At 67.6% G+C, this 23,749-nt stretch carries 24 protein-coding genes; 18 read left to right on the plus strand and 6 right to left on the minus strand.

From position 1 onward, the window contains the following. Positions 1 to 168 precede the first annotated feature (168 nt). From RMN86_RS12520 to RMN86_RS12545, 6 genes are all read left to right on the plus strand, one after another. Complete coding sequence (locus RMN86_RS12520; RefSeq protein WP_309606176.1) at positions 169 to 1,041, plus strand: TauD/TfdA family dioxygenase; 873 nt, start codon at positions 169 to 171, stop codon at positions 1,039 to 1,041. Positions 1,042 to 1,141: 100 nt separating this feature from the next. Further along, positions 1,142 to 1,312 carry a hypothetical protein gene (locus RMN86_RS12525; RefSeq protein ID WP_309606177.1) on the plus strand — a complete coding sequence of 57 codons (171 nt, stop codon included), beginning with the start codon at positions 1,142 to 1,144 and terminating at the stop codon, positions 1,310 to 1,312. Positions 1,313 to 1,317: 5 nt separating this feature from the next. After that, positions 1,318 to 1,863 carry a cytochrome C oxidase subunit II gene (locus RMN86_RS12530; RefSeq protein WP_309606178.1) on the plus strand — a complete coding sequence of 182 codons (546 nt, stop codon included), beginning with the start codon at positions 1,318 to 1,320 and terminating at the stop codon, positions 1,861 to 1,863. Beyond that, on the plus strand, positions 1,850 to 3,475 hold the full coding sequence (locus tag RMN86_RS12535; RefSeq protein WP_309606179.1) for a cbb3-type cytochrome c oxidase subunit I: 1,626 nt from the start codon (positions 1,850 to 1,852) through the stop codon (positions 3,473 to 3,475). Before RMN86_RS12530 ends, RMN86_RS12535 begins: the two co-directional genes overlap by 14 nt. A gap of 1 nt (position 3,476) precedes the next feature. Continuing rightward, positions 3,477 to 4,298: a c-type cytochrome gene (locus tag RMN86_RS12540; protein ID WP_309606180.1), complete on the plus strand. Its 822-nt coding sequence runs from the start codon at positions 3,477 to 3,479 to the stop codon at positions 4,296 to 4,298. 268 nt (positions 4,299 to 4,566) lie between these two features. Continuing rightward, positions 4,567 to 6,624, plus strand: coding sequence for a M13-type metalloendopeptidase (locus tag RMN86_RS12545; RefSeq protein ID WP_309606181.1), 2,058 nt, complete (start codon positions 4,567 to 4,569; stop codon positions 6,622 to 6,624). 21 nt (positions 6,625 to 6,645) lie between these two features. On the opposite strand, the gene RMN86_RS12550 is transcribed toward RMN86_RS12545, so the two are convergent. Together RMN86_RS12550 and RMN86_RS12555 are read right to left on the minus strand one after the other, a co-directional pair. Continuing rightward, positions 6,646 to 7,080: a hypothetical protein gene (locus tag RMN86_RS12550; protein ID WP_309606182.1), complete on the minus strand. Its 435-nt coding sequence runs from the start codon at positions 7,078 to 7,080 to the stop codon at positions 6,646 to 6,648. Beyond that, the gene (locus tag RMN86_RS12555; RefSeq protein WP_309606183.1) at positions 7,077 to 8,354 is read right to left on the minus strand and encodes an amidohydrolase family protein; all 1,278 of its coding nucleotides are present in this window, start codon (positions 8,352 to 8,354) and stop codon (positions 7,077 to 7,079) included. The genes RMN86_RS12550 and RMN86_RS12555 overlap by 4 nt, the downstream gene beginning before the upstream one ends. A 92-nt stretch (positions 8,355 to 8,446) precedes the next feature. Here RMN86_RS12555 and RMN86_RS12560 point away from each other — a divergent pair, with 92 nt between their 5' ends. The 3 genes from RMN86_RS12560 to RMN86_RS12570 are packed head-to-tail and all read left to right on the plus strand — an operon-like array spanning position 8,447 to position 10,085. Then, a complete protein-coding gene (locus tag RMN86_RS12560) occupies positions 8,447 to 8,857 on the plus strand; it encodes a helix-turn-helix domain-containing protein (RefSeq protein WP_309606184.1) in 411 nt (136 codons plus the stop codon). A gap of 2 nt (positions 8,858 to 8,859) precedes the next feature. After that, the gene (locus tag RMN86_RS12565) at positions 8,860 to 9,723 is read left to right on the plus strand and encodes an alpha/beta hydrolase (RefSeq protein ID WP_309606185.1); all 864 of its coding nucleotides are present in this window, start codon (positions 8,860 to 8,862) and stop codon (positions 9,721 to 9,723) included. Beyond that, positions 9,720 to 10,085 carry a DUF4180 domain-containing protein gene (locus RMN86_RS12570; protein WP_309606186.1) on the plus strand — a complete coding sequence of 122 codons (366 nt, stop codon included), beginning with the start codon at positions 9,720 to 9,722 and terminating at the stop codon, positions 10,083 to 10,085. The genes RMN86_RS12565 and RMN86_RS12570 overlap by 4 nt, the downstream gene beginning before the upstream one ends. On the opposite strand, the gene RMN86_RS12575 is transcribed toward RMN86_RS12570, so the two are convergent. Next, a complete protein-coding gene (locus tag RMN86_RS12575; RefSeq protein ID WP_309606187.1) occupies positions 10,082 to 12,022 on the minus strand; it encodes a pyrroloquinoline quinone-dependent dehydrogenase in 1,941 nt (646 codons plus the stop codon). The genes RMN86_RS12570 and RMN86_RS12575 overlap by 4 nt on opposite strands. 207 nt (positions 12,023 to 12,229) lie before the next feature. On the opposite strand from RMN86_RS12575, the gene RMN86_RS12580 reads away from it, so the two are divergent. The 5 genes from RMN86_RS12580 to RMN86_RS12600 all read left to right on the plus strand — a co-directional run bounded on the left by RMN86_RS12580 (position 12,230) and on the right by RMN86_RS12600 (position 17,137). After that, positions 12,230 to 13,231 (plus strand): aldo/keto reductase, encoded by a 1,002-nt coding sequence (locus tag RMN86_RS12580; protein ID WP_309606188.1) that lies wholly within the window; start codon positions 12,230 to 12,232, stop codon positions 13,229 to 13,231. A 237-nt stretch (positions 13,232 to 13,468) separates the two neighbouring features. After that, positions 13,469 to 15,790, plus strand: coding sequence for a TonB-dependent receptor domain-containing protein (locus RMN86_RS12585; RefSeq protein WP_309606189.1), 2,322 nt, complete (start codon positions 13,469 to 13,471; stop codon positions 15,788 to 15,790). 20 nt (positions 15,791 to 15,810) lie between these two features. After that, on the plus strand, positions 15,811 to 16,518 hold the full coding sequence (locus RMN86_RS12590) for a phosphatase PAP2 family protein (RefSeq protein ID WP_309606190.1): 708 nt from the start codon (positions 15,811 to 15,813) through the stop codon (positions 16,516 to 16,518). Between the two features lie 90 nt (positions 16,519 to 16,608). After that, entirely contained in the window at positions 16,609 to 16,833 is a 225-nt protein-coding gene (locus RMN86_RS12595) for a BrnT family toxin (RefSeq protein WP_309606191.1), read from the plus strand. A 28-nt stretch (positions 16,834 to 16,861) separates the two neighbouring features. Next, positions 16,862 to 17,137, plus strand: a complete 276-nt coding sequence (locus RMN86_RS12600) for a BrnA antitoxin family protein (protein ID WP_309606192.1) — start codon at positions 16,862 to 16,864, stop codon at positions 17,135 to 17,137. Positions 17,138 to 17,318: 181 nt separating this feature from the next. Here RMN86_RS12600 and RMN86_RS12605 read toward each other — a convergent pair whose 3' ends face one another. Then, positions 17,319 to 18,308: a calcium-binding protein gene (locus RMN86_RS12605; RefSeq protein ID WP_309606193.1), complete on the minus strand. Its 990-nt coding sequence runs from the start codon at positions 18,306 to 18,308 to the stop codon at positions 17,319 to 17,321. A gap of 140 nt (positions 18,309 to 18,448) precedes the next feature. Further along, entirely contained in the window at positions 18,449 to 19,099 is a 651-nt protein-coding gene (locus RMN86_RS12610; RefSeq protein ID WP_309606194.1) for a J domain-containing protein, read from the minus strand. A 52-nt stretch (positions 19,100 to 19,151) separates the two neighbouring features. Between RMN86_RS12610 and RMN86_RS12615 the strand changes: the two genes are divergently transcribed. The 4 genes from RMN86_RS12615 (at position 19,152) to RMN86_RS12630 (ending at position 23,213) form a co-directional block, all read left to right on the plus strand. Next, positions 19,152 to 19,424: a BolA family protein gene (locus RMN86_RS12615; RefSeq protein ID WP_309606195.1), complete on the plus strand. Its 273-nt coding sequence runs from the start codon at positions 19,152 to 19,154 to the stop codon at positions 19,422 to 19,424. A gap of 68 nt (positions 19,425 to 19,492) precedes the next feature. Further along, positions 19,493 to 19,999 carry a 2Fe-2S iron-sulfur cluster-binding protein gene (locus RMN86_RS12620; RefSeq protein ID WP_309606196.1) on the plus strand — a complete coding sequence of 169 codons (507 nt, stop codon included), beginning with the start codon at positions 19,493 to 19,495 and terminating at the stop codon, positions 19,997 to 19,999. Next, positions 19,996 to 20,952: a xanthine dehydrogenase family protein subunit M gene (locus RMN86_RS12625; RefSeq protein WP_309606197.1), complete on the plus strand. Its 957-nt coding sequence runs from the start codon at positions 19,996 to 19,998 to the stop codon at positions 20,950 to 20,952. Before RMN86_RS12620 ends, RMN86_RS12625 begins: the two co-directional genes overlap by 4 nt. Continuing rightward, positions 20,949 to 23,213, plus strand: a complete 2,265-nt coding sequence (locus RMN86_RS12630) for a xanthine dehydrogenase family protein molybdopterin-binding subunit (protein ID WP_309606198.1) — start codon at positions 20,949 to 20,951, stop codon at positions 23,211 to 23,213. Before RMN86_RS12625 ends, RMN86_RS12630 begins: the two co-directional genes overlap by 4 nt. A 14-nt stretch (positions 23,214 to 23,227) precedes the next feature. On the opposite strand, the gene RMN86_RS12635 is transcribed toward RMN86_RS12630, so the two are convergent. Continuing rightward, on the minus strand, positions 23,228 to 23,605 hold the full coding sequence (locus RMN86_RS12635) for a response regulator (protein ID WP_309606199.1): 378 nt from the start codon (positions 23,603 to 23,605) through the stop codon (positions 23,228 to 23,230). Between the last annotated feature and the right edge of the window lie 144 nt (positions 23,606 to 23,749).

The following is a 23,749-nucleotide window of genomic DNA, read 5'->3' on the forward strand; positions in this document are numbered from 1 at the left end:
GAACGTGTCGCGCGCGTTGACCTCGTGGTCGGGGACCAGGGTCAGCAGTCTGTCTTCAGTGGAGTCGAATGCGGTCATGGCGCGGATCGATTACAAGCTTGCCGGAACGGAAGCAAACAGCTGTTTGTCGGTGCGCGCGCCCGGCAAGGGGCGCCAGGAGGACCTGCCATGCTCAAGGACATCGAGAGCGCCTACCGCACGATCCGTGTGTGGCCCGAGCCCACGGGCTTCGGCGCGGAGATCAGCGGCCTCGACCTCAGCCGGCCGATGCCGCCTGAGACCCTGGCCGAGGTGAAAGCCGCCTGGGCCCGCCACGGGGTCGTCGCCTTCCCCGACCAGCCGCTGAGCCTGGACGCCCTGGAGGCCTTCACCCTGCAGATGGGGGCATTCGGCGACGACCCCTATGTCAAGCCCATGGCCGGGCGACCCAATGTGCTGGAGCTGCGCCGAGAGCCCGACGAGACAGCGTCGAACTTCGGCGCCGGCTGGCATTCCGACTGGAGCTTCCAGGACACACCGCCGGCCGCCACCATCCTGCGCTCCGAAGTGATCCCACCGGTCGGCGGCGACACCCTGTTCTGCGACGCCACACGAGCTTACGAGGCATTGTCGCCGACGATGCAGGCGATGCTGGCGCCGCTGCAGGCGATCCACTCGGCGGTTCGACCCTACGGCCCCCAGGGCTCCTACGCCCGCGAGACCGCGGCGCGGACCCTGCAGATCATCTCGTCGAAGGATGCCGAGGCGTCGCGCACCCACCCCCTGGTCCGCACCCATCCGGTCACCGGCAGGAAGGCGCTGTTCATCAGCCCGGTCTATACGATCGGCATCGAGGGCCTGACCGAGCGGGAAGCCAACGCCATCCTGGGCTTGCTGTTCAAGCACATGGTCCAGGACGCCTTCGTCTATCGCCACCACTGGCGCGCCGGCATGGTGCTGATGTGGGACAACCGCTGCACCGCCCACCTGGCGGAGGGCGGCTATGACGGCCACCTGCGCCTGATGCACCGCACCACCGTGGCGGGGGATGCGCCCGTGTAGGGCGGTCTCGGGCGGCCTGCAGATTTGACATGGATCAATGTTGCGCCGGCCCGTGCGGGCAGAATTGGGGCGTCGGCGTGAGCCGTTGCTGGGGGTTGCCGTGGCGGACAGGGAAGACGACGACGGCCTGACCGACGAGCGGATCGAGGCCGCCCTGCGACAGACGCCCAAGGGCGCCTTCGCGCTCGCCGGGCTCACCGTCGGGCTGCTGATGCTGGCCTGGGCGGCGATGTATGTCCTGGTGTTTCTGCCGCGCGGCTCGGTCGGCTGAGCCAGATGTCGCCCTCCGCCGAGCACGCCATCGTCCGCTCCGAGCTTCGCTGGACCGTCGTGGTGATCGCCGCGGTGTCGCTGATCATGCTGGCCGTGATCTTCGCGGCCGTGGCCATGCACATCAATCCGCCGAGCAACGTCGAGCGCATTGACCCGCAGACGCTGCACCTGTCCGCCGAATTCACCGAAAGCGACCTGGGAACCCGGGTCGAGGCCAACGGTCAGGTAACGGCGCGGATCGTCGCCACCCAGTTCGCCTTCGTGCCCCGCTGCATCGTGCTGCCCGCGAACCGGCCGGTCACCCTGCGGTTCGCCACGCCGGACGTGATCCACGGCATCCTGGTGACCGGAACCAACGTCAACACCATGGTCGTGCCGGGTTACGTCTCCCAGGTCCACACGGTGTTCCGCACCACCGGCGACCTGCTGATGCCCTGTCATGAATACTGCGGCCTCGGGCACAGCGAGATGATGGCGACGGTGCGCGTGGTGCCGCGCGAGGCGTTCCGGCCGGGCCCGGACGGAAGGGTGAGCTGTGCCGACAAATAAGCGCCTGATCCTGGCCCACCTGTGGGTCGCCTTTCTGGTGTTCGCCGCCGCCTGCGGCCTCGGCGTCTGGCAGATGTGGGTCAGGAGTCCGCTCTCGGCGCCCCAGGACGCGCCGGCGCGCTACTACCAGTCGGTGACCGGGCACGGGGTCGCCATGGCCTATGTGCTGACGACCTTCTTCATCATGGGCTTCGGCTATTTCACCGCCGAGACCTCGCTGAAGGCCGAGATCCCGGCGCCCCGCCTGGCGTGGGGCTCCTTCTGGACCGCCCTGGCCGGCGTCGCCCTGACGGTGGGATCGATCGCCAGCGGCCGGGCGGACGTGCTCTACACCTTCTACCCGCCGATAACGGCCACGGTCTGGTTCTATGTGGGACTGGTCCTGGTGGTCGTCGCCTCCTGGGTCTGGTGCGGGCAGATGATCGCGGCCATGGCGCGCTTCAAGCGGGCCCGACCCGGCGAACCCGTGCCGCTGGCGATGTACGCCACGGTGGCCAACGCCGTCATGTGGCTGTGGACCACGGCCGGGGTGACTGTGGAGATCCTGTTCCAGATCCTGCCGGCGGTGCTCGGCTGGACGCACACGATCGATGTCGGCCTGTCGCGGACCCTATTCTCCTGGACCCTGCACGCCATCGTCTATTTCTGGCTGTTCCCGGCCTACATCGCCTTCTACACCATGGCGCCGCGGGCCGCGGGCGGGCGCCTCTACAGCGACACCATGGGCCGGCTGAGCTTCGCGCTGTTCCTGCTCTACAGCCTGCCGGTGGGCATGCATCACCTGTTCATGGACCCGGAGCATTCCACCGGCTTCAAGTTCATCCAGATGTCGCTGACGGCGCTGGTTTCGATCCCCACCCTTTTGACGGTGTTCACGATCTCGGCCTCGATGGAGCTGGCCGGACGGCTACGGGGTGGCCAGGGCCTGTTCGGTTGGATCCGCGCCTTGCCATGGGACCAATCCATGGTGCTCGCCACCGGGCTCGCCTTCTTCATGCTGTGGTTTGGTGGCGGCGGCGGGCTGATCAACATGAGCTACGGCATGAACGCCATGGTGCACAACACTGCCTGGGTGACCGCCCATTTCCACCTGATCTTCGGCGGCACGGTGGTGATCATGTACTTCGCCATCGCCTATGAGATCTGGCCCAGCCTGACCGGTCGCGCGGCCGGCTCGCCCGGCGCGCGCCGCCTGCAGTTGTGGCTCTGGGCGGTGGGGATGATGGTCATGACCCTGCCGTGGCACTATCTCGGCCTGCAGGGCCAGTGGCGCCGGGTGGCCAGTTTCGACTACAGCGATCCGCGCATCGCGGCCTGGGGGCCCTGGGTGGTGGTGTCGCTGGGCGGCGGCGTGGTCCTGCTGGCGAGCGCCCTGCTGTTCATCGCCAACCTCGCTCCGCGCTCGTCAGCGCCCCGCCTGACGCCCGCGCCAACCTACGCCTTCGCCCTTGCCGCCCATCCGCCGCGCTCGGTCCCCAGGGCGCTCAACGGCTTCGCGCTGTGGAACGTCCTGGTGGCGATCCTGATGGCGGTGGCCTACGGCTTCCCGCTTCTGCAGTTCTTCACAGGCGATGCGCCCCGCGCCCTCATCCATCCTTTGTCGGGAGGCTGAGATGGCGCAGCCTCCGCCCCAGCCTCCCGCGCGCGACCGCTGGTCGACCTGGGCCGCCGTCACCGTCGCCGGACTGCTGGCCTTCTCGGTGATCATGGGCCTGATCGTGCTGCCGGTGCTGCAGGCGCCGAACGCCCATCTCGACGCCTGGACGGCGATCTGTCGCGCCGTGGGCCTGCGGCCGGGGACGCCGGCCCAGCCTCAACCGCTGTTCAACGCCAAGGCCGCTCCGGTCTCGCAGGTCCGCTGGAGTCCGGCGACCCTGCGCATCCTGGCCGCCGCCGACCCGCGGCCCGGCGCGGCGCTGGCTGGCGCCGTGTGCGTCAACTGCCATGGAGAGGATGGGGCCTCGCCGAGCGCTGATTTTCCGCATCTTTCGGGCCAGTCCGCCGCGGCGATCTTCAAGCAGCTCTCTGACTTTCGTTCGGGCGCTCGGGTCAACGCCCAGATGACCCCGGTCGCCGCGGCGCTCACGGACCGGCAGCTGGCCGAGGTCGCCGCCTACTATTCGAGTTTCGGGACGCAGGCCTTCATGGGTGTCCGCTACGACCTGGGCGACCCGGCCATCTCTCGCCTGGCGCATCGCGGCGACCCCGCGCGGCGGATCCCGCCGTGCGAAAGCTGTCATGCCCGCGGCGTCGGCGGCCCGCCAGAGGCCCCTGTCCTGACCGGCCAGCACGCCGAGTACCTGACGCGCGAACTCAACCTCTACGCCTCCGGCCAGCGGCAGAACGACGTCTACCGGCGCATGCGTGACATCGCCCAGCGGCTGACGCCGGAGGAACGCCAGAGGCTTGGCGCCTTCTATCAGGGCGTGCGCTAGATGTGAGCTCTCAACAGGTTGTCCATCCGACCCGGACCGGGGACGCTGTGGTTGCGAAACCTCAGGGTCCCCGGAAGGGATCGGACGAACCTGCCCAGGAATGCCCGGCTGACGGCGCACAGTCGATCCGGGTTGGTGCGTCATGTGCTGGTCGAGGGTCAGTCCGCGAAGGCGCCGGCAACCCCATTTCCGACAAGGTTGAATTTTCCGGCGGACAAGCGGCCGGGCGGGCGGCAATGTCCGCCCAGACCGTTTCCTGAGGACATCCATGCGCAGACAGATGCTTCTGGCGGCCACCGCCGCTTTCGTGCTCTCGGCCGCCGCGACCGGACCCATGGCCAAACCGCAGTTTGGGACCGTGGGCCTCGACACCGCCGCCATGGACACCTCCGTCAGGCCCGGCGACGACTTCAACGCCTATATGAACGGCGGCTGGCTGAAGACCGTGGTCATCCCGCCCGATCGCTCGTCCTGGGGCGATGTGGCGCGCCTTCGTGAACAGAGCGCGGCGCGGGTCCGTGGCCTGGCCGAAGCCGCCGCCAAGGCGCCCGCCTCGGCCGACGAGAAGAAGTTCGGCGATCTCTATGCGAGCTTCATGGACGAGGCCGCGATCGAGGCGAAGGGCATCACGCCTTTGAAGCCGGACCTCGCCCGCATCGCCGCGATCCGCACGCCGGCTGACCTGGCGCGCACCCTGGCGGCGCTGGAACGCCGCCAGCCGCCCTTCGGCTATGGCACGCCGCAGCCTAGTTTCCCGGTCTATCCCAGCGTCGGCATCGACGCGAAGGACCCGACCCGCGCCTCCTCCGAGCTGCTGCAGGGCGGCCTGGGCCTGCCGGACCGCGACTATTACCTGGTCGATGACCCGAAATTCAAAGCCGCCCGGGGCGACTACCGGGCCTATCTGGTGACCCTTTTCAGGCTGGCCGGAATCTCCGGGGGCGAGGCCCGCGCTGACCGGGTGATCGCCTTCGAGACGGCGCTGGCCAGGACCCACTGGAACCGCATCGACAGCCGCGATGCCGACAAGACCTACAATCCGATGTCGCCCGCCCAGCTGGCCGTCAGCGCGCCGGGCTTCGACTGGAAGACCTACCTGGCCGGCGCGGGGTTCGCGGGCCGGCCGGTTCTGGTCATCGACATGCCGTCAGCGATGACCGGGTTCGCCAAGCTCGCGGCCGCCACGCCGATGCAGACCTGGCGCGACTACCTGGCCGCCCGGGTCATCGGCAACGCCGCTCCGGTGCTGCCCAAGGCCTTCGTCGACGCCGACTTCGCCTTCCACGGCAAGGCGCTGGCCGGCACGCCGGAACTGGCCGTGCGCTGGAAGCGCGGCGTCGGCCAGGTCAACCTGGGCATGGGCGACGCGGTCGGAAAGGTCTACGCCGCCCGGTACTTCCCGCCCGCCGCCAAGGCCAAGATCGAGGGCATGGTGGCCGAGATCAAGGCGGCCATGGCGCGCCGCATTGACGGCCTGGACTGGATGACGGCGCCCACCAAGCTGCGCGCCAAGGTCAAGCTCGCCAACCTGAAGATCGAGGTCGGCACGCCCGACAGATGGCGTGACTATTCCAGACTCAGGATTGTGCGTGGGGATGCCTTCGGCAACGCCCAGCGGGCGGCGGCCTTCGAATATGCGCGCAACCTGGCCGACCTGAACCGGCCGGTGGACCGGGCCCAGTGGTGGCTGACGCTCACGCCGCAGACGGTCAACGCCTTCAATGCGGGGCCGCTGATCAAGCTGGCCTTCCCCGCCGGCTATCTGGCGCCGCCGGCCTTCGATCCCGACGCGGATCCGGCGGTGAACTATGGCGCCATCGGCACGGTGATCGGCCACGAGATCAGCCACAGTTTCGACGACCAGGGCGCCAAGCTGGACGAGACCGGCCACCTCATCGACTGGTGGACGCCCGCCGACGTCAAGGCGTTCCAGGCGGCCACCGGCAAGCTAGCCGTGCAATACGACGCCTATGAACCGCTGCCGGGGGTGCATCTGCAGGGCCGCCTGCAGCTGGGCGAGAATGTCGGCGACCTGGGCGGCCTGGTCGCGGCGCTGGACGCCTATCACGCCAGTCTGGGGGGAAAGCCGGCGCCGGTGCTCGACGGCCTGACCGGCGACCAGCGGTTCTTCCTGGCCTATGCCCAGACCCACCGTTCGATCCTGCGCGAGGCCTATCTGCGCCAGATCGTGGCCACCGACCCGCACTCGCCCGACCGCTTCCGCAGCTTCAACGTCCGCAATATCGATGCCTGGTACGCGGCCTTCGACGTCAAGCCCGGCGACAAGCTCTATCTCTCCCCCGCGGACCGCGTGCGGATCTGGTAGCCGCGCGGCCTTCGCCCCGGGTCATCGCGAGCGGGCGGCGGGCGTGCGGGTCACCGCCTCGTGGATCTGGGCCGTCAGGTCGTTGTTGATCTTGATCAGGCGATGGACGTCGTCCTGGATCTTCAGCAGCGCCTCGGCGTCCATGTAGGTCTGCAGAGCCTGTTTGTCGGACGCGGCCGCCGACACCTTCTGACCGACCATGATCACCGACAGCAGCACCAGTTGCAGAAAGGTCTGGGCAATCCAGGCGATGAGGGACGCCGTGCCGCCCTTGATGGCCTCCGGCAGGCTTATCAGCGCCAGGATCGCGAAGGCGTAGGCGCACCACATGGTGCCCACGGAGTTGGTGATCAGGATGGCGAAGCGGCCATTGAAGCCGATGCGCTCGTCGCCTGTGGTGTGCGGTCCGACCTTCTCGCGCTCGGCGATCCGGGGGTGGGGTTGGTGGTCGCTCATCGGCTCGGGTCTCCCAGGGGTGTGGCGGGCGTACGGTAGATCTTGCCGTCCTTCATCACGAAGGGGACCTCCTTGAGGGCGGCGATGTCGCGGGTCGGATCGCCGGCCACGGCCGCCAGGTCGGCGAGGAAGCCGGCCTTGACCTGGCCGAGGCTCGCCTCGCGCCCGAGGATCTTCGCATTGGTGGCGGTGGCCGTGGTCAGCGCCTGGGCCGGGGTCATGCCGTCCCTGACCATCCAGGCGAGCTCGCGCCAGTTCTCGCCGTGCGGGAAGACGCCGACGTCCGAGCCCGCCCCGATGGTTACCCCGGCCGCCAGCGCGCGCCGGAAGGCCTCGGCCGCGGCCTGCATCGCCGGCGTCGGCGGCCCCTGCCCGGGGACGTAGTGCTGGAAGTAGATAGACGTCGCCTCCGGCGCGGTCAGGGTGGGCACATAGGCCACGCCCTTCTGCTTCATCAGGGCGAAGGTGGCCTCGCTCGCCCCATAGCCGTGCTCGATGGTGTCGACGCCGGCCATCACCGCGTTGCGGATCCCCGCGTCGCCGGCGGCGTGGACGGCCACCGGGCGGCCCGAGGCGTGGGCGATCTCAACCGCCGCCGCAATCTCGCGCTCGGTAAGCGTCGGGCGCGTGCCGCCGTCCGGACCGGTGCGGTAGTCGGCGTAGAGCTTGATCCAGTCCGCGCCCATCGCCGCCTGCTGGCGCACAGCGGCGATCATCTCGGCCTCGCCGCTGACCTCCTGCGCGCCCTGCGGCAGGTCGAGGTCGGCACGCCAGCCTTTCCTCGGCCCGTAGCTGCCGGTGGCGACGATCGCGCGGGTGGCCACGAACAACCGCGGGCCGTCGATGATCCCGTCCTCGATCGCCCGCTTCAGCTGCACGTCGGCGTCGCCCGCCCCTTCGGTTCCGAGGTCGCGCTCGGTGGTGAAGCCGCTCATCAGCGTGCGCGTGGCGTCGCGGCCGGCCCTGAGCACGCGGTAGGTCGGCGCCTCCTTCAGCACCTGATCGTCCCACAGCGCCTCGTTGTAGGCGTGCAGCAGCAGGTGCGAGTGCAGCTCGATCAGGCCTGGGATGAGCGTGGTTCCCGGGAGTGGCATTTCCTGCGCACCCCTGGGCGGCTTCACCTGCGCCTTCGGGCCCACGGCCACGATCCTGTCGCCCTCGACCGCCACCACCCAGCCGGCGTGCGGCGCCGCGTCGCCGGGGGTCCACACCGCGTCGGGCGCGAGCAGGAACGGGTCCGCCGCCGCCGGCCCGACGAACGCCAGGGCCGCCAAGAATCCCCATTGAGTCCTATTCAACGCATTTGACTCCCTAGGAAGGAGTAATAAGAAACAATGAGAAACATTTCAGCAAGCCCGCGACTCCCATGTCGGAAGAAGTCTACACCGTCGAGCAGTTCGCCGAGCGCCTGAAGCTGCACCCCAAGACCGTGCTGCGGTTCATCCGCGAAGGCCGTGTGCGGGCGGTCAAGGTCGGCAAGTCCTGGCGCATCCTGCGCTCCGACCTGGAGGCCATGACCGGCGTCGTCCTCGGCCGCCGTGCGTCCGCCGCGCGGGTCACCAGCATCGTCGACCTGCCGGACACCTCGCCGGAGCGCGCCCAGCATTTGGCGCGGCTGCTGCCCAGCCTGCGCATGGGCCAGACCCAACCCGCGGACCCGATGAGTCTCGACATCGCCTACGACCCGCCCCGCCGTCACCTGAAGGTGGTGATCGTCGGCTCGCCCGCCGACACCGCCACGATGCTGAAGATGCTCGACGTGCTGGCGGAGGACTGACCGTGGGCGGGATCTGGAAGACGCCAGCCGCCGGCCTAGCCGTGCTCGAACGGTATGCGCAGTTCCTCGCGCACTGGCCCAAGCCCTGCGAGCACCTGCGCGTGCCCACCTCGCAGGGCGAGACCTTCGTGATCGCCAGCGGAACGCCGGGCGCGCCGGCGGTGGTCATGCTGCACGGCTCGGCGTCGAACTCGGTGGTCTGGATGCGCGACGCCGCCCTGCTGGGCGAGCGGTTCGGAGTCTACGCCGTCGACATGATCGGCGAGCCGGGCCTGAGCGCCCCGTCGCGCCCGGCGCTGGCGTCCGGCGCCTACGACCGCTGGCTGGACGAGGTGCTGAGCGGCCTCGGCGTCGAGCGGGCCGCCCTGGTCGGCATCTCGCTTGGCGGCTGGCTGGCGCTGGAGTACGCGACGAAACATCCTGAACGGGTGAGCGCGCTGGCGCTGCTGTGCCCCGGCGGCGTCGGGCGCCACCGGAATGTGCTCCTCTGGGCGCTGCCCCTGCTGGCGCTGGGTCCGTGGGGGCGGCGCAAGTTTATGCAGCGGATCGGCGCGCCGCAGCCGAACGGCGAGGCGTCGCCGGCGATGCAGGCCTTCGCCGCGTTCAACGACATGATCAACAGCAGCTTCAGGGTCCGCCGCGAGCGCCTGCCCGGCTTCAGCGACGCGGCGCTCGGCCGGCTGACCATGCCGGTGCTGACCATTCTCGGCGGCCGCGACGTTTTCATCGATTCGCCCGGAACCCGCGACCGCCTGGCCGCCAACATCCCGCACGCCGACATCCGCTACCTGCCGCAGGCCAGTCATTTCCTGATCGGCCACACCGACGAGATCGACGCCTTCCTGCGCCAGGCGCTGATCCCATGAGCGTCCGCGAGCTTGCTGGCGCGCGCGTCTATGTCTGCGCCGACACCGGGCCTGGGCTGGCCGACGACCGCAACCTCTCCGACCTGATCGGCGAGCTTTACGGTGCCGAGGTCCGGCTGGTCGCCATCCCGCTGGCGCGGCTCGGCCCCGACTTCCTGCGCCTGTCCTCCGGCGTCGCCGGCCATGTGCTGCAGAAGCTGGTCAACTACCGCTTCCAGATCGCCGTGCTGGGCGACGTCACCGCCGCTGCCCAGGCCAGCGGTCCCCTGCGCGACTTCGTCACCGAGTCCAACCGCGGGCGCACGGTCTGGTTCGTGGACGACTTCGCCGCGCTGGAGGCGAAGCTGGTGGAGAGCGCTTAGGGCAGCGCGAACGCCACCACCGAGTCCCCCTGCCGCTCCTCGTCGACCTTGGCCGAGCCCCCGGCGGCGATCAGGACGTACTGTTTGCCGCCGGCCTCATAGGTGATCGGGGTGGCGTGCGCGCTGGCCGACAGTTCGGCGCTCCACAGCGGTTTGCCGGTCTCCGCGGAAAAGGCGCGGAAGGTGCGGTCCATGGTCCCGCCGACGAACACCAGGCCCGAGGCAGTGACGATCGGTCCGCCCAGCACGGGCGATCCCTTGGCGAAGTGGCCGACACCGGGCGCGAGCTCCTCGACGGCCCCCAGGGGCGTGCGCCAGACGATCCTTCCCACCGACAGGTCGACCGCCATCAGCTCGCCGAACGGCGGGGCGATGCAGGGCAGTCCCAGCGGCGACATGAACGGCGCCCGCGACATGGCGTAGGGAGTGCCCGCCTGCATCGTCGTCTCGGCGCGCAGGTCGCCCTTGTCCCCGTTGACGAACCTGGCGGCCGGGATCATCCGCACCTTGGTCGGCAGGTTGGTCACCGAGACGATCACCCAGCCGTGAACGGCGTCCCAGGCAAAGCCGCTCCAGTTGACCCCGCCGACATTGCCCGGGATCGCCAGGGTTCCCGCCTCGCTGGGCGGCGCGAACATCGAAGTCCCGCTCATGGCGCCGAGCTGCGCGGCGCAGGCCTTGCGCTCGGCGTCGGAGACCCCCCAGACGTCGGCGGCCTTCAGCGCCTGAGGGACCAGTGGCGGCACGGTGGTCGGGAACGGCTGGGTCGGCGAGCTGACCTCGCCGGGCAGTGTGCTTTGCGGGACCGCGCGTTCCTCCACGGGCAACAGCGGCTTGCCGGTTTCGGGGTCGAGCGCGAACACCATGCCGGTCTTGTTGCTGGCGACGACGGCCGGCGTCATCCGCCCGTTCAGCCGGATCCGGGTGAGCATCGGCTGGGCGGCGGTGTCGTAGTCCCAAAGGTCGTGGTGCACCAGCTGGAAGCCCCAGCGCAGCTTGCCGGTGCGGGTGTCCAGCGCCACCACCGAATCGGCCCAGCGGTTGTCGCCGGGGCGCAAGCCGCCCCAGTAGTCGGGGCTGGCGCTGCCGGTCGGCACATAGACCAGGTGGCGCTTGGGGTCGGCGCTCAGCACCGACCAGGCGTTGCCTGCGCCGGTCTTCCAGGCCTGGGCGGCCACGCCCGCGGGCTTGACCAGCGGCTCCCAGGTCCACATCAGCCTGCCGCTGCGCGCATCGAAGCCGCGCACGGCGCCGCTGGGCATCTCGGCGCGCGCGTTGTCGTCGATCGCCGAGCCCACCACCACGACACCGTCCACCACCACCGGCGGCGAGGTCATGTGGTACTGGCCGGGCCGATAGCGGGCCACGTCGCGCAGGCTGACGACGCCCTGAAGCCCGAAGCCGGGGCAGGGCAATCCGGTGGCGGCGTCCACAGACACCAGACGGGCGTCGAGCGTCGCTTCGTAGAGCCTCAGCGCGCAGGCCCGGCCCGACGCCCTGGGGTCGCGCCACGCCGCCAGGCCACGGTTGATCAGCCCGTCGCCGTAGGGGAGGGTCTTGTCGATCCTCGGATCGTAGGTCCAAAGCTGCCGGCCGCTCACCGGGTCCAGCGCGATCACCCGGTTGAACGGCGTGGTCAGATAGAGCCGACCGTCCAGGAACAGCGGCGTGGTCTCGAACCCGCTGCGACGCGCGGATCTGCCGTCGGTCTCTTTCGTCTTGCCATCGGAGATGTCGCCGGTGTGGAAGGTCCAGGCGGGTTTCAGGCTCGCCACATTGGCCGGCGTCACCTGGGTGAGGGGCGAGAACCGCGTCCCGCCGGGATCGCGCCCGTAGGCGCCCCATTCGTCCACGCTTGCCGCCCTGGCTTGGGCGCCGCCGGCCAGCAGCGCCGCGGCGGCCGCGCCCAGCATCGTCGTTTGCATCATCGTTCGCATCTGATCGCTCCATCCCATCGGGGTTGGCCAGACGATGATCCTGCCGCGATCCCGCGCCAGTCGCCAGGGCTGAGCGGCGTCGCCGGCGGGCTGTGCGGGGTTCACGCGGTGACCAACGGCGGGCGGGTGGGGACCAGCGGAAGCACCGGGCTTGACGCGGGGCTGCCCACGCCCTTTCTCGCCCGGATCATCTTCTCGGAGCATCCCATGGAAACGCGCAGCATCGGTCCGTTCGAAGTCTCAGCCATTGGCCTGGGGTGCATGAGCCTCTCCCACGCCTATGGCGCGCCGCCGTCGCGCGAGCAGGCCGAGCGGGTGCTGCTGGGCGCGCTGGACGCGGGCTACACCTTCTTCGACACCGCCGCGGTCTATGGCCTGGGCCACAACGAGACCCTGGTCGGCGAGGTGCTGGGCGGTCATCGCGACAGGTTCACCCTGGCGTCGAAGTGCGGCATGACCGTCGGCGACAAGCGCGAGTTGAACGGCCGGCCAGAGGCTCTCAAGGCCACCTGTGAAGACAGTCTGCGGCGTCTGAAGACCGAGACCATCGACCTCTACTACCTGCACCGCTGGGACCGGCGCGTGCCCATCGAGGACAGCGTTGGGGCGCTGGCCGACCTGGTCGTCGAGGGCAAGATCCGCACGATCGGCCTGTCGGAAGTCGGCGCGCCAGCCCTGCGCCGCGCCCACGCCGTCCATCCGATCGCCGCCCTGCAGACCGAATACTCCCCCTGGACCCGCAATCCGGAGATCGCCGTCCTCGACGCCTGCCAGGAGCTGGGCGTGACCTTCGTGGCCTTCTCGCCGGTCGGCCGGGGCTTCCTGGCGGGCGGGGTGCGCGACCTGGCCAAGCTCGAGGCCGGCGATTTCCGTACCGGCATGCCGCGCTTCCAAGGCGAGGCCTTCGAGGCCAACCTCGAGCTGCTCGCCCAGTTCGAGACCCTGGCGTCGGAGGCCGGCTGCACGCCGGCTCAGCTGTGCCTCGCCTGGCTGATGAAGAAGGATCCGACCCTGGTCTCGATCCCCGGCACCGCGCGCCCCAAGCACATGCGCGAGAACGCCGGAGCGGCCCAGGTCAGCCTCTCCGACGCGATCATGGCCCGCGTCGACGCCGTGGTGAACGAGACCACGGTGACCGGCTCACGCTACGCCCCGGCCATGCAGGCCGCCGTCGACACCGAACGGACGCCGGCGGAAGCAGAGGCATAGGCGCCGCGCTCGATTCCGCTTCGCCGAGGTGTCCGCTCTCGGATATTCCGTGTTCGGAATATCCGGCAAGAAGATTCTTGTGTGTTCCCGTGCCGATGGCGGAAATCAAATTAGTTCCTGAAGTATAACTGCAACAAAACCTTCATTTGCTTCCAACGCTCAGCTTCATGAGAACCCCGCTGCGGGCCGTTCAAGGGTCCTTGCCGCCAGGACCCGGCGGCGCAGCGGGGGACTGAGATGATGCGATCGGCGATACGGGCGGATGTCCGTGGTGCGAAGCTTGCGCGGCTGGGCGCCTGTTCGGCCCTGGCCCTGATCACCGCCCTGGCCGCGACCCCCGCTTTCGCCGCGGAAGCCGGACCGGTGAATATCGATCCGGAGCGGCCAGACTATGGCCGCCAGGTGGACGAACTGGTGGTGACCGGGGCCAGTGGCGCCACCGCCGCGGCGCCGACCAAGGCATCGTTGGAGGCAATCCAGCCGCAGTCGATCATCGACCGCCGGGCCATCGACCAGTTCATTCCGGCGACGGCCGACTACACCCAGATCGTCAACCTGGCGCCAAGCATGTCCGGGACATCGTTCAACGGCCCTGGCCTCGGCGAAGCCAAGAGCACTCTGCGTGGCTTCAAGGACGGCGAATACAACATTACCTACGACGGCATCCCCTGGGGCGACGCCAACGGCCCAAGCCACCACTCCACCTCCTTCTTCCCGTCCTCGACGATCGGCGCGGTGGTGGTCGATCGCGGGCCGGGACAGGCCAGCCAGCTGGGTGTCGCCAGCTTTGGCGGATCGGTGAACATCTTCTCGCCTGAGGTCAGTGACGAACGTGGCGGTTCACAGTCGGTGACCGGCGGGTCCTGGAACACCTGGATGTCAATGACGAAGCTTTCGACCGGCGATATCGCCCAACTGAACGGCGCCCACGCCCTGTTCAATTTCCAGGAACTGACCACAGACGGCTATCTGACGGGCAACAAGGCCAAGGCCTATAACCAACTGGTCCGCGCGGTGTTTCCGATCGCGGGCAGTTGGAAGCTGACGGTGCTGGGCACCTGGAATTTCACCAAGATCAACACCAACGACAACGCCGGCGCGACGTTGAACCAGGTGGCGCTCTATGGGAAGAATTTCGCGCTCAACAACGACCGGGCCTCGCCGAATTTCAGCGGCTACAACCTCGTCACCAAGCACACCTATTTCAATTACGCCAAGCTGACCGGCGACATCACGCCGAGCCTGAAGCTCGAGAACACGGTCTATTCCTACTACTACAAGAATGACACGGAATCGTCCCTCGACCCGACCCTCTCGCCCACCGACATCGCCAACAAGACCGGCCTTGCGATCACCCAGGTTCCCGGTGGCAAGCCGGTCGTCAACGGCCACGTCCCCGGCTACACCAAGCTCAACGTCTACAAGATCTACGGCGACATTCTGCATCTCGACCAGGAGCTGTCCTTCGGCAAGATCAAGGCGGGCCTGTGGATTGAAAAGGCCGACACCGGCCCGCGCGCCCGCTACGACTACGACGCCACGCTTGGCCGGGTGAACGGCGCCTACGCGGTCGACTACCGCCAGAAGGTGGTGGCCGGCGTGCCGCAGTATCTGGAGTACCTGCAATATTCGGGCTGGAAGCAGTACGAGCCCTTCATCGACTTCGAATGGAAGCCGACGACGCAGTTGACGATTACGCCTGGAATAAAATACGTCAGTGAGACAATTACGGTCAATGCCGACGTAAATCAGAAATCACGGCAACCGTTCCACGGCTCCAAGACCTTCAACAAGACCCTGTATTTTCTAACGGCAAACTACAAACCTCAGGAAAATTTGGCGGTCTATGCGCAGTACGCAACCGGCTTTCTGCTTCCGGATATCAGCGTCACCCAGGCCGTGAACCCGAATTTGAATGACTTACGGTCCCAGACATCCACCAACTACCAGGTCGGCGCCGTCTATCACGCCGCGAAGCTAACGTTCGACGCTGACGTCTATTACATCGATTTCAAGAACAAGCTTCAGACGGCCGCGATCCCCCTGGCCGCGGGCGGCAGCGAGACGGTCAATTTCAACCTTGGCGGAGCGGTCTACAAGGGTGTCGAAGGATCGGTGACCCTTGCGGCGACGGACAAGGTATTCCTGTTCGCCAATGGGTCGATCAACTCCGCCAAGGCCGAGGGCGCGACGACGATGATCGGCGGCCTGCCGGTGGTGATCACGGGCGGCAAACAGATCGCCGGGGCGCCAAAATCCACCGCCGCGGTCGGGGTTCTCTACAACGACGAGCACTGGTCTGTGTCGCTGATCGACAAGTACACCGGCGAGGCCTGGGGGGCGGAGGGGGAGCCGGCGGCCTACAAGATCGGCGGCTACAACTCGGCCGACCTCTCGGTGGTCTACCGGTTCGACCGCTACCGTATCGAAGCGGCGATCTACAACCTGACCGACAGCCAGAAAGCCACCTCCATCAAGCCCGGCAAGACGGTCCCCTACGACCAGTACTATTTCCAGCCCGCGCGGAACTATCAGCTCTCGCTGAAGGTCAATTTCTAGTGCGCTGGGAGATAACGCCTTTGGCGGTCAGTCTTCTCCTCCTGGCCGGCGTGGCGCAAGCCCAGCCCGCCGCGCCGCCCGCCAAGCCGGCGCCGGTCTCCAAATTCCTGAGCCCGGGGGAGCTCGATCCCGCGACCCTGCTGCCACCGCCACCGAAGGACGATATGCTGGCCGCCGTCGAGGGCCGCGCAGAACTGCACCGCTTGGCTGCCGTCCGGTCCCCCGAACGGCTGGCCCAGGCCAGGCATGACGACGCGGTGGAGGAGGTCACGGCGATCACCGAGATCTTCGGCCCGGCGTTCAGCCTCGAACGCTTTCCCGCCACCGCCAGGCTGTTCGCCGATCTGCGCAACGAGGACAGTGTCGCGGCCAAGCAGGCCAAGGCCTTTTTCAAGCGCGAGCGGCCCTTCGCCGCCGACCGGGCGCTGGACGTCTGTGACGACGCTCATGACGTGCGCAACAGCTACCCATCGGGCCACGCCACCATGGGCTATGCCGCCGCCGCTGTGTTGGCCAACCTGATGCCCGGCAACGCCCAGATCATCCTGGCGCGCGCCGCCGACTATGCCGAGAGCAGGCTCTACTGCGGGGTCCACTACCGCGCCGATGTCGACGCCAGTCAGGTGCTGGCCAATGTCATGGTGGTCAAGCTGATGGCCAAGCCGGAGTTCAGGGCTGAACTGGACGCCGCCCGCGCGGAACTGACCGCCGCGCACATCGCACCCTAGAAGCTTCCCAGACGACATGCGCGGGGGGACTTGATTATTTGTCCTGACGATAAATCTTGCCGCGCGGATATTGCGTCGGTACATTAAAACATGACGATCAAGTTCGATCCGGCCAAGAGCGACAGGAACATGCGCGAGCGTGGGCTGCCGTTTTCCAAGGTGGCGGACTTCGATTGGGACACGGCGACGACGACCGAGGACTCCCGCTCCAACTATGGGGAACCTCGCTATGTCGCCGTCGGCTACGTCGAGGCATTCGTCTACGTTGTCGCTTTCACGCCGCGAGGCGAGGACCTGCGCGTGATCAGTTTTTGACGGGCCAACGACAGAGAGGTCAAGGCCTATGAACACGCCCGATCCGTTCAAGATGGACGATGAGAACCCGGAACTCACGGCGGAGGATTTCGCGCGGATGAAACCGGCGCGCGAGGTGCTTGGTGACGCCTGGGTCGATGCCCAGAAGCGGGCACGAGGCCGGCCTCGCCTCGAAGAGCCCAAGGAGAAGGTAACACTGCGTCTCGACGCTGATATCCTGCGATTCTTCCGGGCCTCGGGCGGCGGCTGGCAGACCCGCTTGAACGACGCGCTCAGAGGCGTCGTCTCCGAGAACCCGCGGTAGCGCCTACACCATCCCCGCCTTACGCGGGGACTGATAGGCCTTGATCACCCTTTGCAGGCGCTGTTCGCCGCCGTTGGCGTCGGGGTGCAGGCGGCGGACCCGTCGAGACGACGCGCTGGTACATCTTCTCGCCGAGCACACATCCCAAGGCATTGGGAGCAGAATCCCAAACGCCAAGCCTCTAGGCGCCAAATATCCACCCCGGCGTCAGCGTCGAAAGCTGCACCCCGACGAGGATCATCTGGTTGCCGCTTCCCATGTCTATCACCGTGTCCGCCCCCACCTGGCGGACGGTGTAGGTCGTGCCGGGATCGAGAAAGACTCTGTCTCCTTCGGAAAGATGGAAATCGAGCACCCGATCAATTCCGGCGTCCTGCGAGCCATGGAAAAGATCCGCCCCGTCCCCGCCGGTAATGGTGTCGTTGCCGCGGTCGCCGGAGACGAAGTCGTCGCCCGGCCCGCCGTTGAGCACATCGTCGCCCTGACCGCCGCGCACCTGGTCAGTCCCCGCCCCACCGTCCAGCGTGTCGTTGCCCAGGTTGCCCCAGACAATGTCGTTGCCAGCATCGCCAAACAGCATGTCGTCGTTCTTGCCGCCCACCACCCAGTCGTCGCCGCCATTGCCATGGGCGGTGTCGCTGCCGGCGTTGCCGTTGATGTCGTCGAACGCCGCCCCGCCAGAAATGGAGTCGTTGCCGTCGTCGCCGCGCAGGTAGGTTGAGCCGCCCCCTGAAACCATGATGAAATCGTTGCCGGCGCCCCCACTAACGGTGTCCGAACCCGAACCTGCGTCGAGAGTATCGTTTCCCAAGCCACCTAGGACGGAGTCGTTTCCGCCATAGGAACGCAGGAGATCATCTCCGGGCCCCCCAAATATTGTGTCTGAACCTGAAAGGACTGCGAGCTTCGCAGATAAGGTGTCGCTTGCATAAGCCCATTGCACAAAGGACGTTGCGGGAACCGAGAATCCCGTGATGTCATAAACCAAAGATCCTAGATATTGCTCTTGTATTTGATTTATAGTTCCGCCATTCGGAATTCCAAGTGAATTGTAAGAAATACCCGAACCAATAAAAAGCGTAGTTTCTCCACTGACATCTACAGAATATTGCGTAGAAGTGGCTGATGTCACGGCGCCGGTTGTTAGAACGCCAATATCCATCTGGTCCATATCTACCGAGAATCCAGCTCCAATTCCTAACAATGACATAGAACAATCCCCCCGTATTAGAACAGCTACTGGAGAGAACGCTCACCCGCGTGGCATGTCAATTGCCTCCCTTGCAACGCAAGGCTGCGCGCAATCGACCTTTACACCATCCCCGCCTTGCGCAGGGACTGGTAGGCCTTGATCACCCTTTGCAGGCGCTGTTCGCCCGCGCGGTCGCCGCCGTTGGCGTCGGGGTGCAGGCGGCGGACCAGTTCGGTGTAGCGGGTGCGGATCGCCGGGCCGTCGGCATTGACGCCGAGGTCGAGGTCGGCCAGCGCATTGCGCTCGATCTTGCCGAGCCGGCGGTCTTCGGCTTCGGGCATCGCCTTGCCGCCGTTCTTGCCGAACAGGTTGAAGGGGTCGCGATAGCCCTCGCCCTTTTTGAACTTGTTGGAGAAGGCCGCGGCCTCGCGCGACAGGCGGCTGGCTTTCATCTCCCAGGTGGGGCGACCGCCGGTGAACAGTTCGTCCTGCTGGCGTCGCCGCACCTCGCCCTCGCTCATGCCGGCGAAGAAGTTCCAGTTTCGATTATATTCCGCGGCGTGCGGCTGGCAGAACCAGTAGTGCTCGTTCAGCATATCGCGGGATTTCGGCGCGCGCGCCGTGGCCGCCAGCCGACAGCCGGGGTGGTCGCAGGCCCGCTCGCCGGGCTTCAGCGCGGTCACGTCCTCGGCCCGCGCGTCCTCCTCCTTGGAGGGCGGACGGACGCGGATATCGACGAACCTGGGCTTGTATTGAAACGCGGCGGCCATGGCCCAAGTATGAAGCCGAGATAATCCCTTTCAAGAATTGAAGATCAGGCCCATGGGCGCCATATCTGAAGCTATCCGACAAAAACTCACCGCTACTTTCCAGCCGTCGCGGCTGGAGATCGAGGACGACTCCGCCCGGCATCACGGCCACGCTGGCGCGCGGCCCGGCGGGGAGAGCCATTTCAACGTGACGATCGAGGCCGCGGCCTTCGCCGGCGCGGCCAAGGTGGCCCGCCAGAGGATGGTCTACCGAGCCCTGGCCGAGGAACTGGCCGGTCCATTGCACGCCTTGTCGCTGAAGGCTCTGGCGCCGGGCGAGGCGTAGGCGGTAAGCTAAACAAGCGTTTGAAGACGCCGCCCGCGAAGCGGCCACAACGATCCGGGAGCTGGCGTTTGAAGACCACGATCACCGTCAACGGCGAGGCGAGGACCCTCGACCTCGATACGCGCACGACTTTGCTGGACGCCCTGCGTGAGCACCTGGGTCTGACCGGATCGAAGAAGGGTTGCGACCACGGCCAGTGCGGCGCCTGCACGGTGCTGGTCAACGGCACGCGGATCAATTCGTGCCTGTCGCTGGCGGCGATGCACGACGGCGACGCGGTGACCACCATCGAGGGGATCGGCTCGGTCGACAAGCTCAGCCCCATCCAGACCGCGTTCCTTACCGAAGACGCCTTCCAGTGCGGCTATTGCACGCCGGGCCAGATCTGCTCGGCCGTGGGCATGCTGGCCGAAGTGGCGCTCAACTGGCCCAGCCAGGAGACCACCGACCTCACCGGCAGGATCGCGCTCACCGACGACGAACTTCGCGAGCGGATGAGCGGCAACATCTGCCGCTGCTCGGCCTATCCGCAGATCGTGGCGGCCATCCGGTCCGTCGCCGGAGAGGCGGCATGAGGCCCTTCACCTACGAGCGCGCCACCGACGCCGCCGGCGCGGTGAGGTCCGCCGCGGCGACCCCTGGGTCGAAGTTCATCGCCGGCGGCACCAACCTGCTGGACCTGATGAAGCTCGAGATCGAGCAGCCGGCCCACCTGATCGACGTCGGCCGGCTACCGCTCGCCGCCATCGAGGACACGCTCGACGGGGGCCTGCGCATCGGCGCCCTGGTCACCAACAGCCACCTGGCCGCCGACGCCCGCGTCCGCGCGCGCTACCCGGTGCTCACCCAGGCGATCGTCGCCGGCGGTTCGGGCCAGCTGCGCAACAAGGCCACCACGGGCGGAAACCTGCTGCAGCGCACCCGCTGCGCCTATTTCTACGACACCGCCAAACCCTGCAACAAGCGCCAGCCCGGCTCCGGCTGCGGCGCGCTGGAAGGCCTGAACCGCAACTCGGCGATCTTCGGCGGCAGTCACGCCTGCATCGCCACCCATCCGTCCGACATGGCGGTCGCGCTCTCGGCGCTGGGGGCCTCGGTGGAGACTCTGTCGCCGCACGGCGACCCCCGAACCTTCGACCTGGACGACCTGCACCGCCTGCCCGGCGAGACGCCGCAGATCGAGACCCATCTGATCGCTGGCGAGCTGATCACCGCCGTGCTCCTGCCGCCGCCGCCGGTTGGCGGGCAGGTCTATCGCAAGGTCCGCGACCGGGCCTCCTACGCAGCGGGCCTGGCCAGCGTCGCCGTCGCCGGCGACCGGGTGGCCCTGGGCGCGGTGGCCCACAAGCCGTGGCGGGCCCGGCTCGCCGAGGCCGCGCTGGCTGCCGGCGCCTCGCCCGCGGAAGCCATCACCGCCGAACTGGCCGGGGCCAGCGAGAATGGCCGTAACGGCTTCAAGATCAGCCTCGTCGCCCGCCTGGGGCCGGTGGCGATCGAGGAAGCTCGCAACAACGGGAGCGCCGCATGAGCTCGGTCATCGACTGGGAAGCCGCCAGCAATCCGGTCAAGGAAAACCGCGCGGGTAACATCGGCAAGGCGGTGGACCGCTACGAGGGCCCGCTGAAGGTCACCGGCACGGCGCCCTATGCCTATGAAATCGTCCCGCCGTCCCCACCGGCCTATGGCGTCCTGGTCTCCGCCCCCATCGCCCGAGGCCGGATCGTTGCCATCAACACGGCCGCGGCCCAGGCCTCCCCCGGGGTCATGCTGGTCTGGACCCACGCCAATGCGCCGGCGCAAGGTCCGCGCCCGGCGCGCTACGACTTCTTCACCCCGGCGCCCCGCCCATCGCTGGACTCCGACCAGGTCCATTATTTTGGCCAGCAGGTGGCCGTGGTCGTCGCCGACACCCTGGAGAACGCCACGGCGGGCGCGGCGCTGGTGGACCTGACCTTTGAGGAGGACGCCAGCTCGGTGATCTTCCACGATCACTACGATGAAGGCGTCCAGCCGCCCGGCGAATCCGACATCGAGATCGGTGATTTCGAGGCGGCCTTCGCCGCCGCGCCTGTGAAGATCGACGACGTCTGGCGCAGCCCGTTGCAGAACCACTGCCAGATGGAGCCCTGCGCCACCACCGCCTGGTGGGAGGGCGAAAAGCTGACCGTCCACACCTCGATCCAGATGGTGCGGTACGCCCAGAACTCCCTGGCCGAGACCCTGATGATCTCGAACAAGAACGTGCACCTTCTGACCCGCTATGTCGGTGGCGGTTTCGGGGGCAAGGGTTCGTTCTACGACGACCTGGTGCTGGCCTCGCTGGCGGCGCGCGAGCTCGGACGGCCGGTGAAGATCGCCTATTCCCGCCAGCAGATGATGCACGGCACCGTGCACCGTCCCGCCACCGAGATGCGCGTGCGGCTGGGCGCCACGGCCGACGGCAAACTCACCGCCATGTCGATGATGACCACCACCCACTGCGACCGGCGCGGCAATTTTACCGAGCACGCGTCGAACTTCGCGCGCAACCTCTACGCGGCGCCCAACCGCCTGACCGGCCATCGGCTGGTCCGCCTCGATCTGCCGGTGGCCAGCGCCATGCGCGCGCCGGGCGAGGCGTCTGGCACGCTCAGCCTGGAAGTCGCCATGGACGAGCTGGCCGAGAAGCTCGGCATGGATCCCGTCGAACTGCGCATCCGCAATGAGCCGCCGACCGACCCGGAGACCGGCAAGCCGTTCTCCATCCGCCAGCTGGTCCGCTGCATGCGTGAAGGCGCGCAGACCTTCGGCTGGGACAAGCGCCTGCCCACCCCGGGCCAGGTCCGCGACGGCCGCTGGATGGTGGGCCTCGGCATGGCCGCCGCCATCCGCGGGAACTTCCTGCTGCCCGCCAAGGCCAGTTTCACGGTCGACGCGGAGGGGGTGATCACCGTCAAACAGGGCATGACCGACATCGGCACCGGCACCTACACCGTGCTGGCCCAGATCGCCGCCGAGACGCTCGGTGTGCCGCTGGGCGATGTGCGGGTGGAGATCGGCGATTCTGAGCTGCCTCCCGCGCCCGGCTCCGGCGGCCAGTTCGGCGCGGCCACCGCCGGCTCGGCAGCGCTCGACGCCGGCATGAACCTCAGGAAGGCTATCGCAGAAATCGCCATCAACGACCCGGCCTCCCCCCTGTTCGGCGGACCCTCTGAGCAGATCACCTTCCAGGACGGTGTGATCGCCATCGCCAACCGGTCCGAGCGGCTGGCCGACCTGATCCGCCGCAACCGGCCCGATGGCCTCACCGCCGACGGCGAGGTGCGCCCGGCCGCCGACGCCAGCCAGTGGAGCTCGCACACCTATGGCGCCCACTACGTCGAGGTCGGCGTCGACACCGTCACCGGCGAGGTCCGCACCCGGCGGATGCTGGGCGTGTTCGCCGCCGGTCGCATCCTCAACTGGAAGACCGCGCGCAGTCAGTTGACCGGCGGGATGATCTGGGGCGTGGGCTCGGCCCTGACCGAGGGCAACTCGGTCGATCCGCACCACGGCTCGCTGATCAACCAGGACCTGGCGGGATATCTGGTGCCGGTGCAGGCCGACATCGGCGAGCTGGACGCCGTCATGCTCGACGAGGTCGACGACAAGGCCAACCCGATGGGCATCAAGGGGGTCGGCGAGCTGGGTATCTCCGGCGCCGGGGCGGCCGTGGCCAACGCCATCTACAATGCCTGTGGTGTTCGCATCCGCGACTATCCGATTACACCGGACAAGATCATCGCGGCGCTGGAGGCCCAGGGCCGCTGAAGGTCTCGCGGCGTTCAGCCGACGGCCGCTCGCAGCTCGGCCAGCACCCGGGCCAGATCGCCCTCCCGGAACGGCTTTTGCAGTACCGGGCAGCCCCTATCGACGTCGCGCAGGCCCGCGTCGCCATAGCCGGTGGCGAAGGCCATGGGATGGCCTCGCTCGCGCAGGAGGTCCGCCAGCGGGAAGATCGGTTGGCCGCCAAGGTTCAAGTCCAGCAAGGCGCAGTCGATCCCGCCGGCCCGGGCCAGATCCATGGCTTCGTCGAGCCGCGCGGCCGGACCGACGACATGGCAGCCCAGGTCGCAGAGCATGTCCTCAATCATCATCGAGACCATCATTTCGTCTTCCACAACCAGGACGCGCAGACCCTTCAGATCGGCAATCTCAGTCATCGGCCAAACCCCGGGCTCGCCACAGGTTTCGTGTTCACAGGCAAATGCATGGGGTTCACAAGAAAAAACAAAGATTTGTCAGGAAGATCGTGGGTGCGACAGGCGCGGAACGCGACTTTGGGCCAGGCTGCGGCGGTTGCAAGC

Origin of the sequence: Phenylobacterium sp., assembly GCF_031360265.1 — a bacterium.
In the GTDB taxonomy this organism is placed as follows: Bacteria; Pseudomonadota; Alphaproteobacteria; order Caulobacterales; family Caulobacteraceae; genus Phenylobacterium.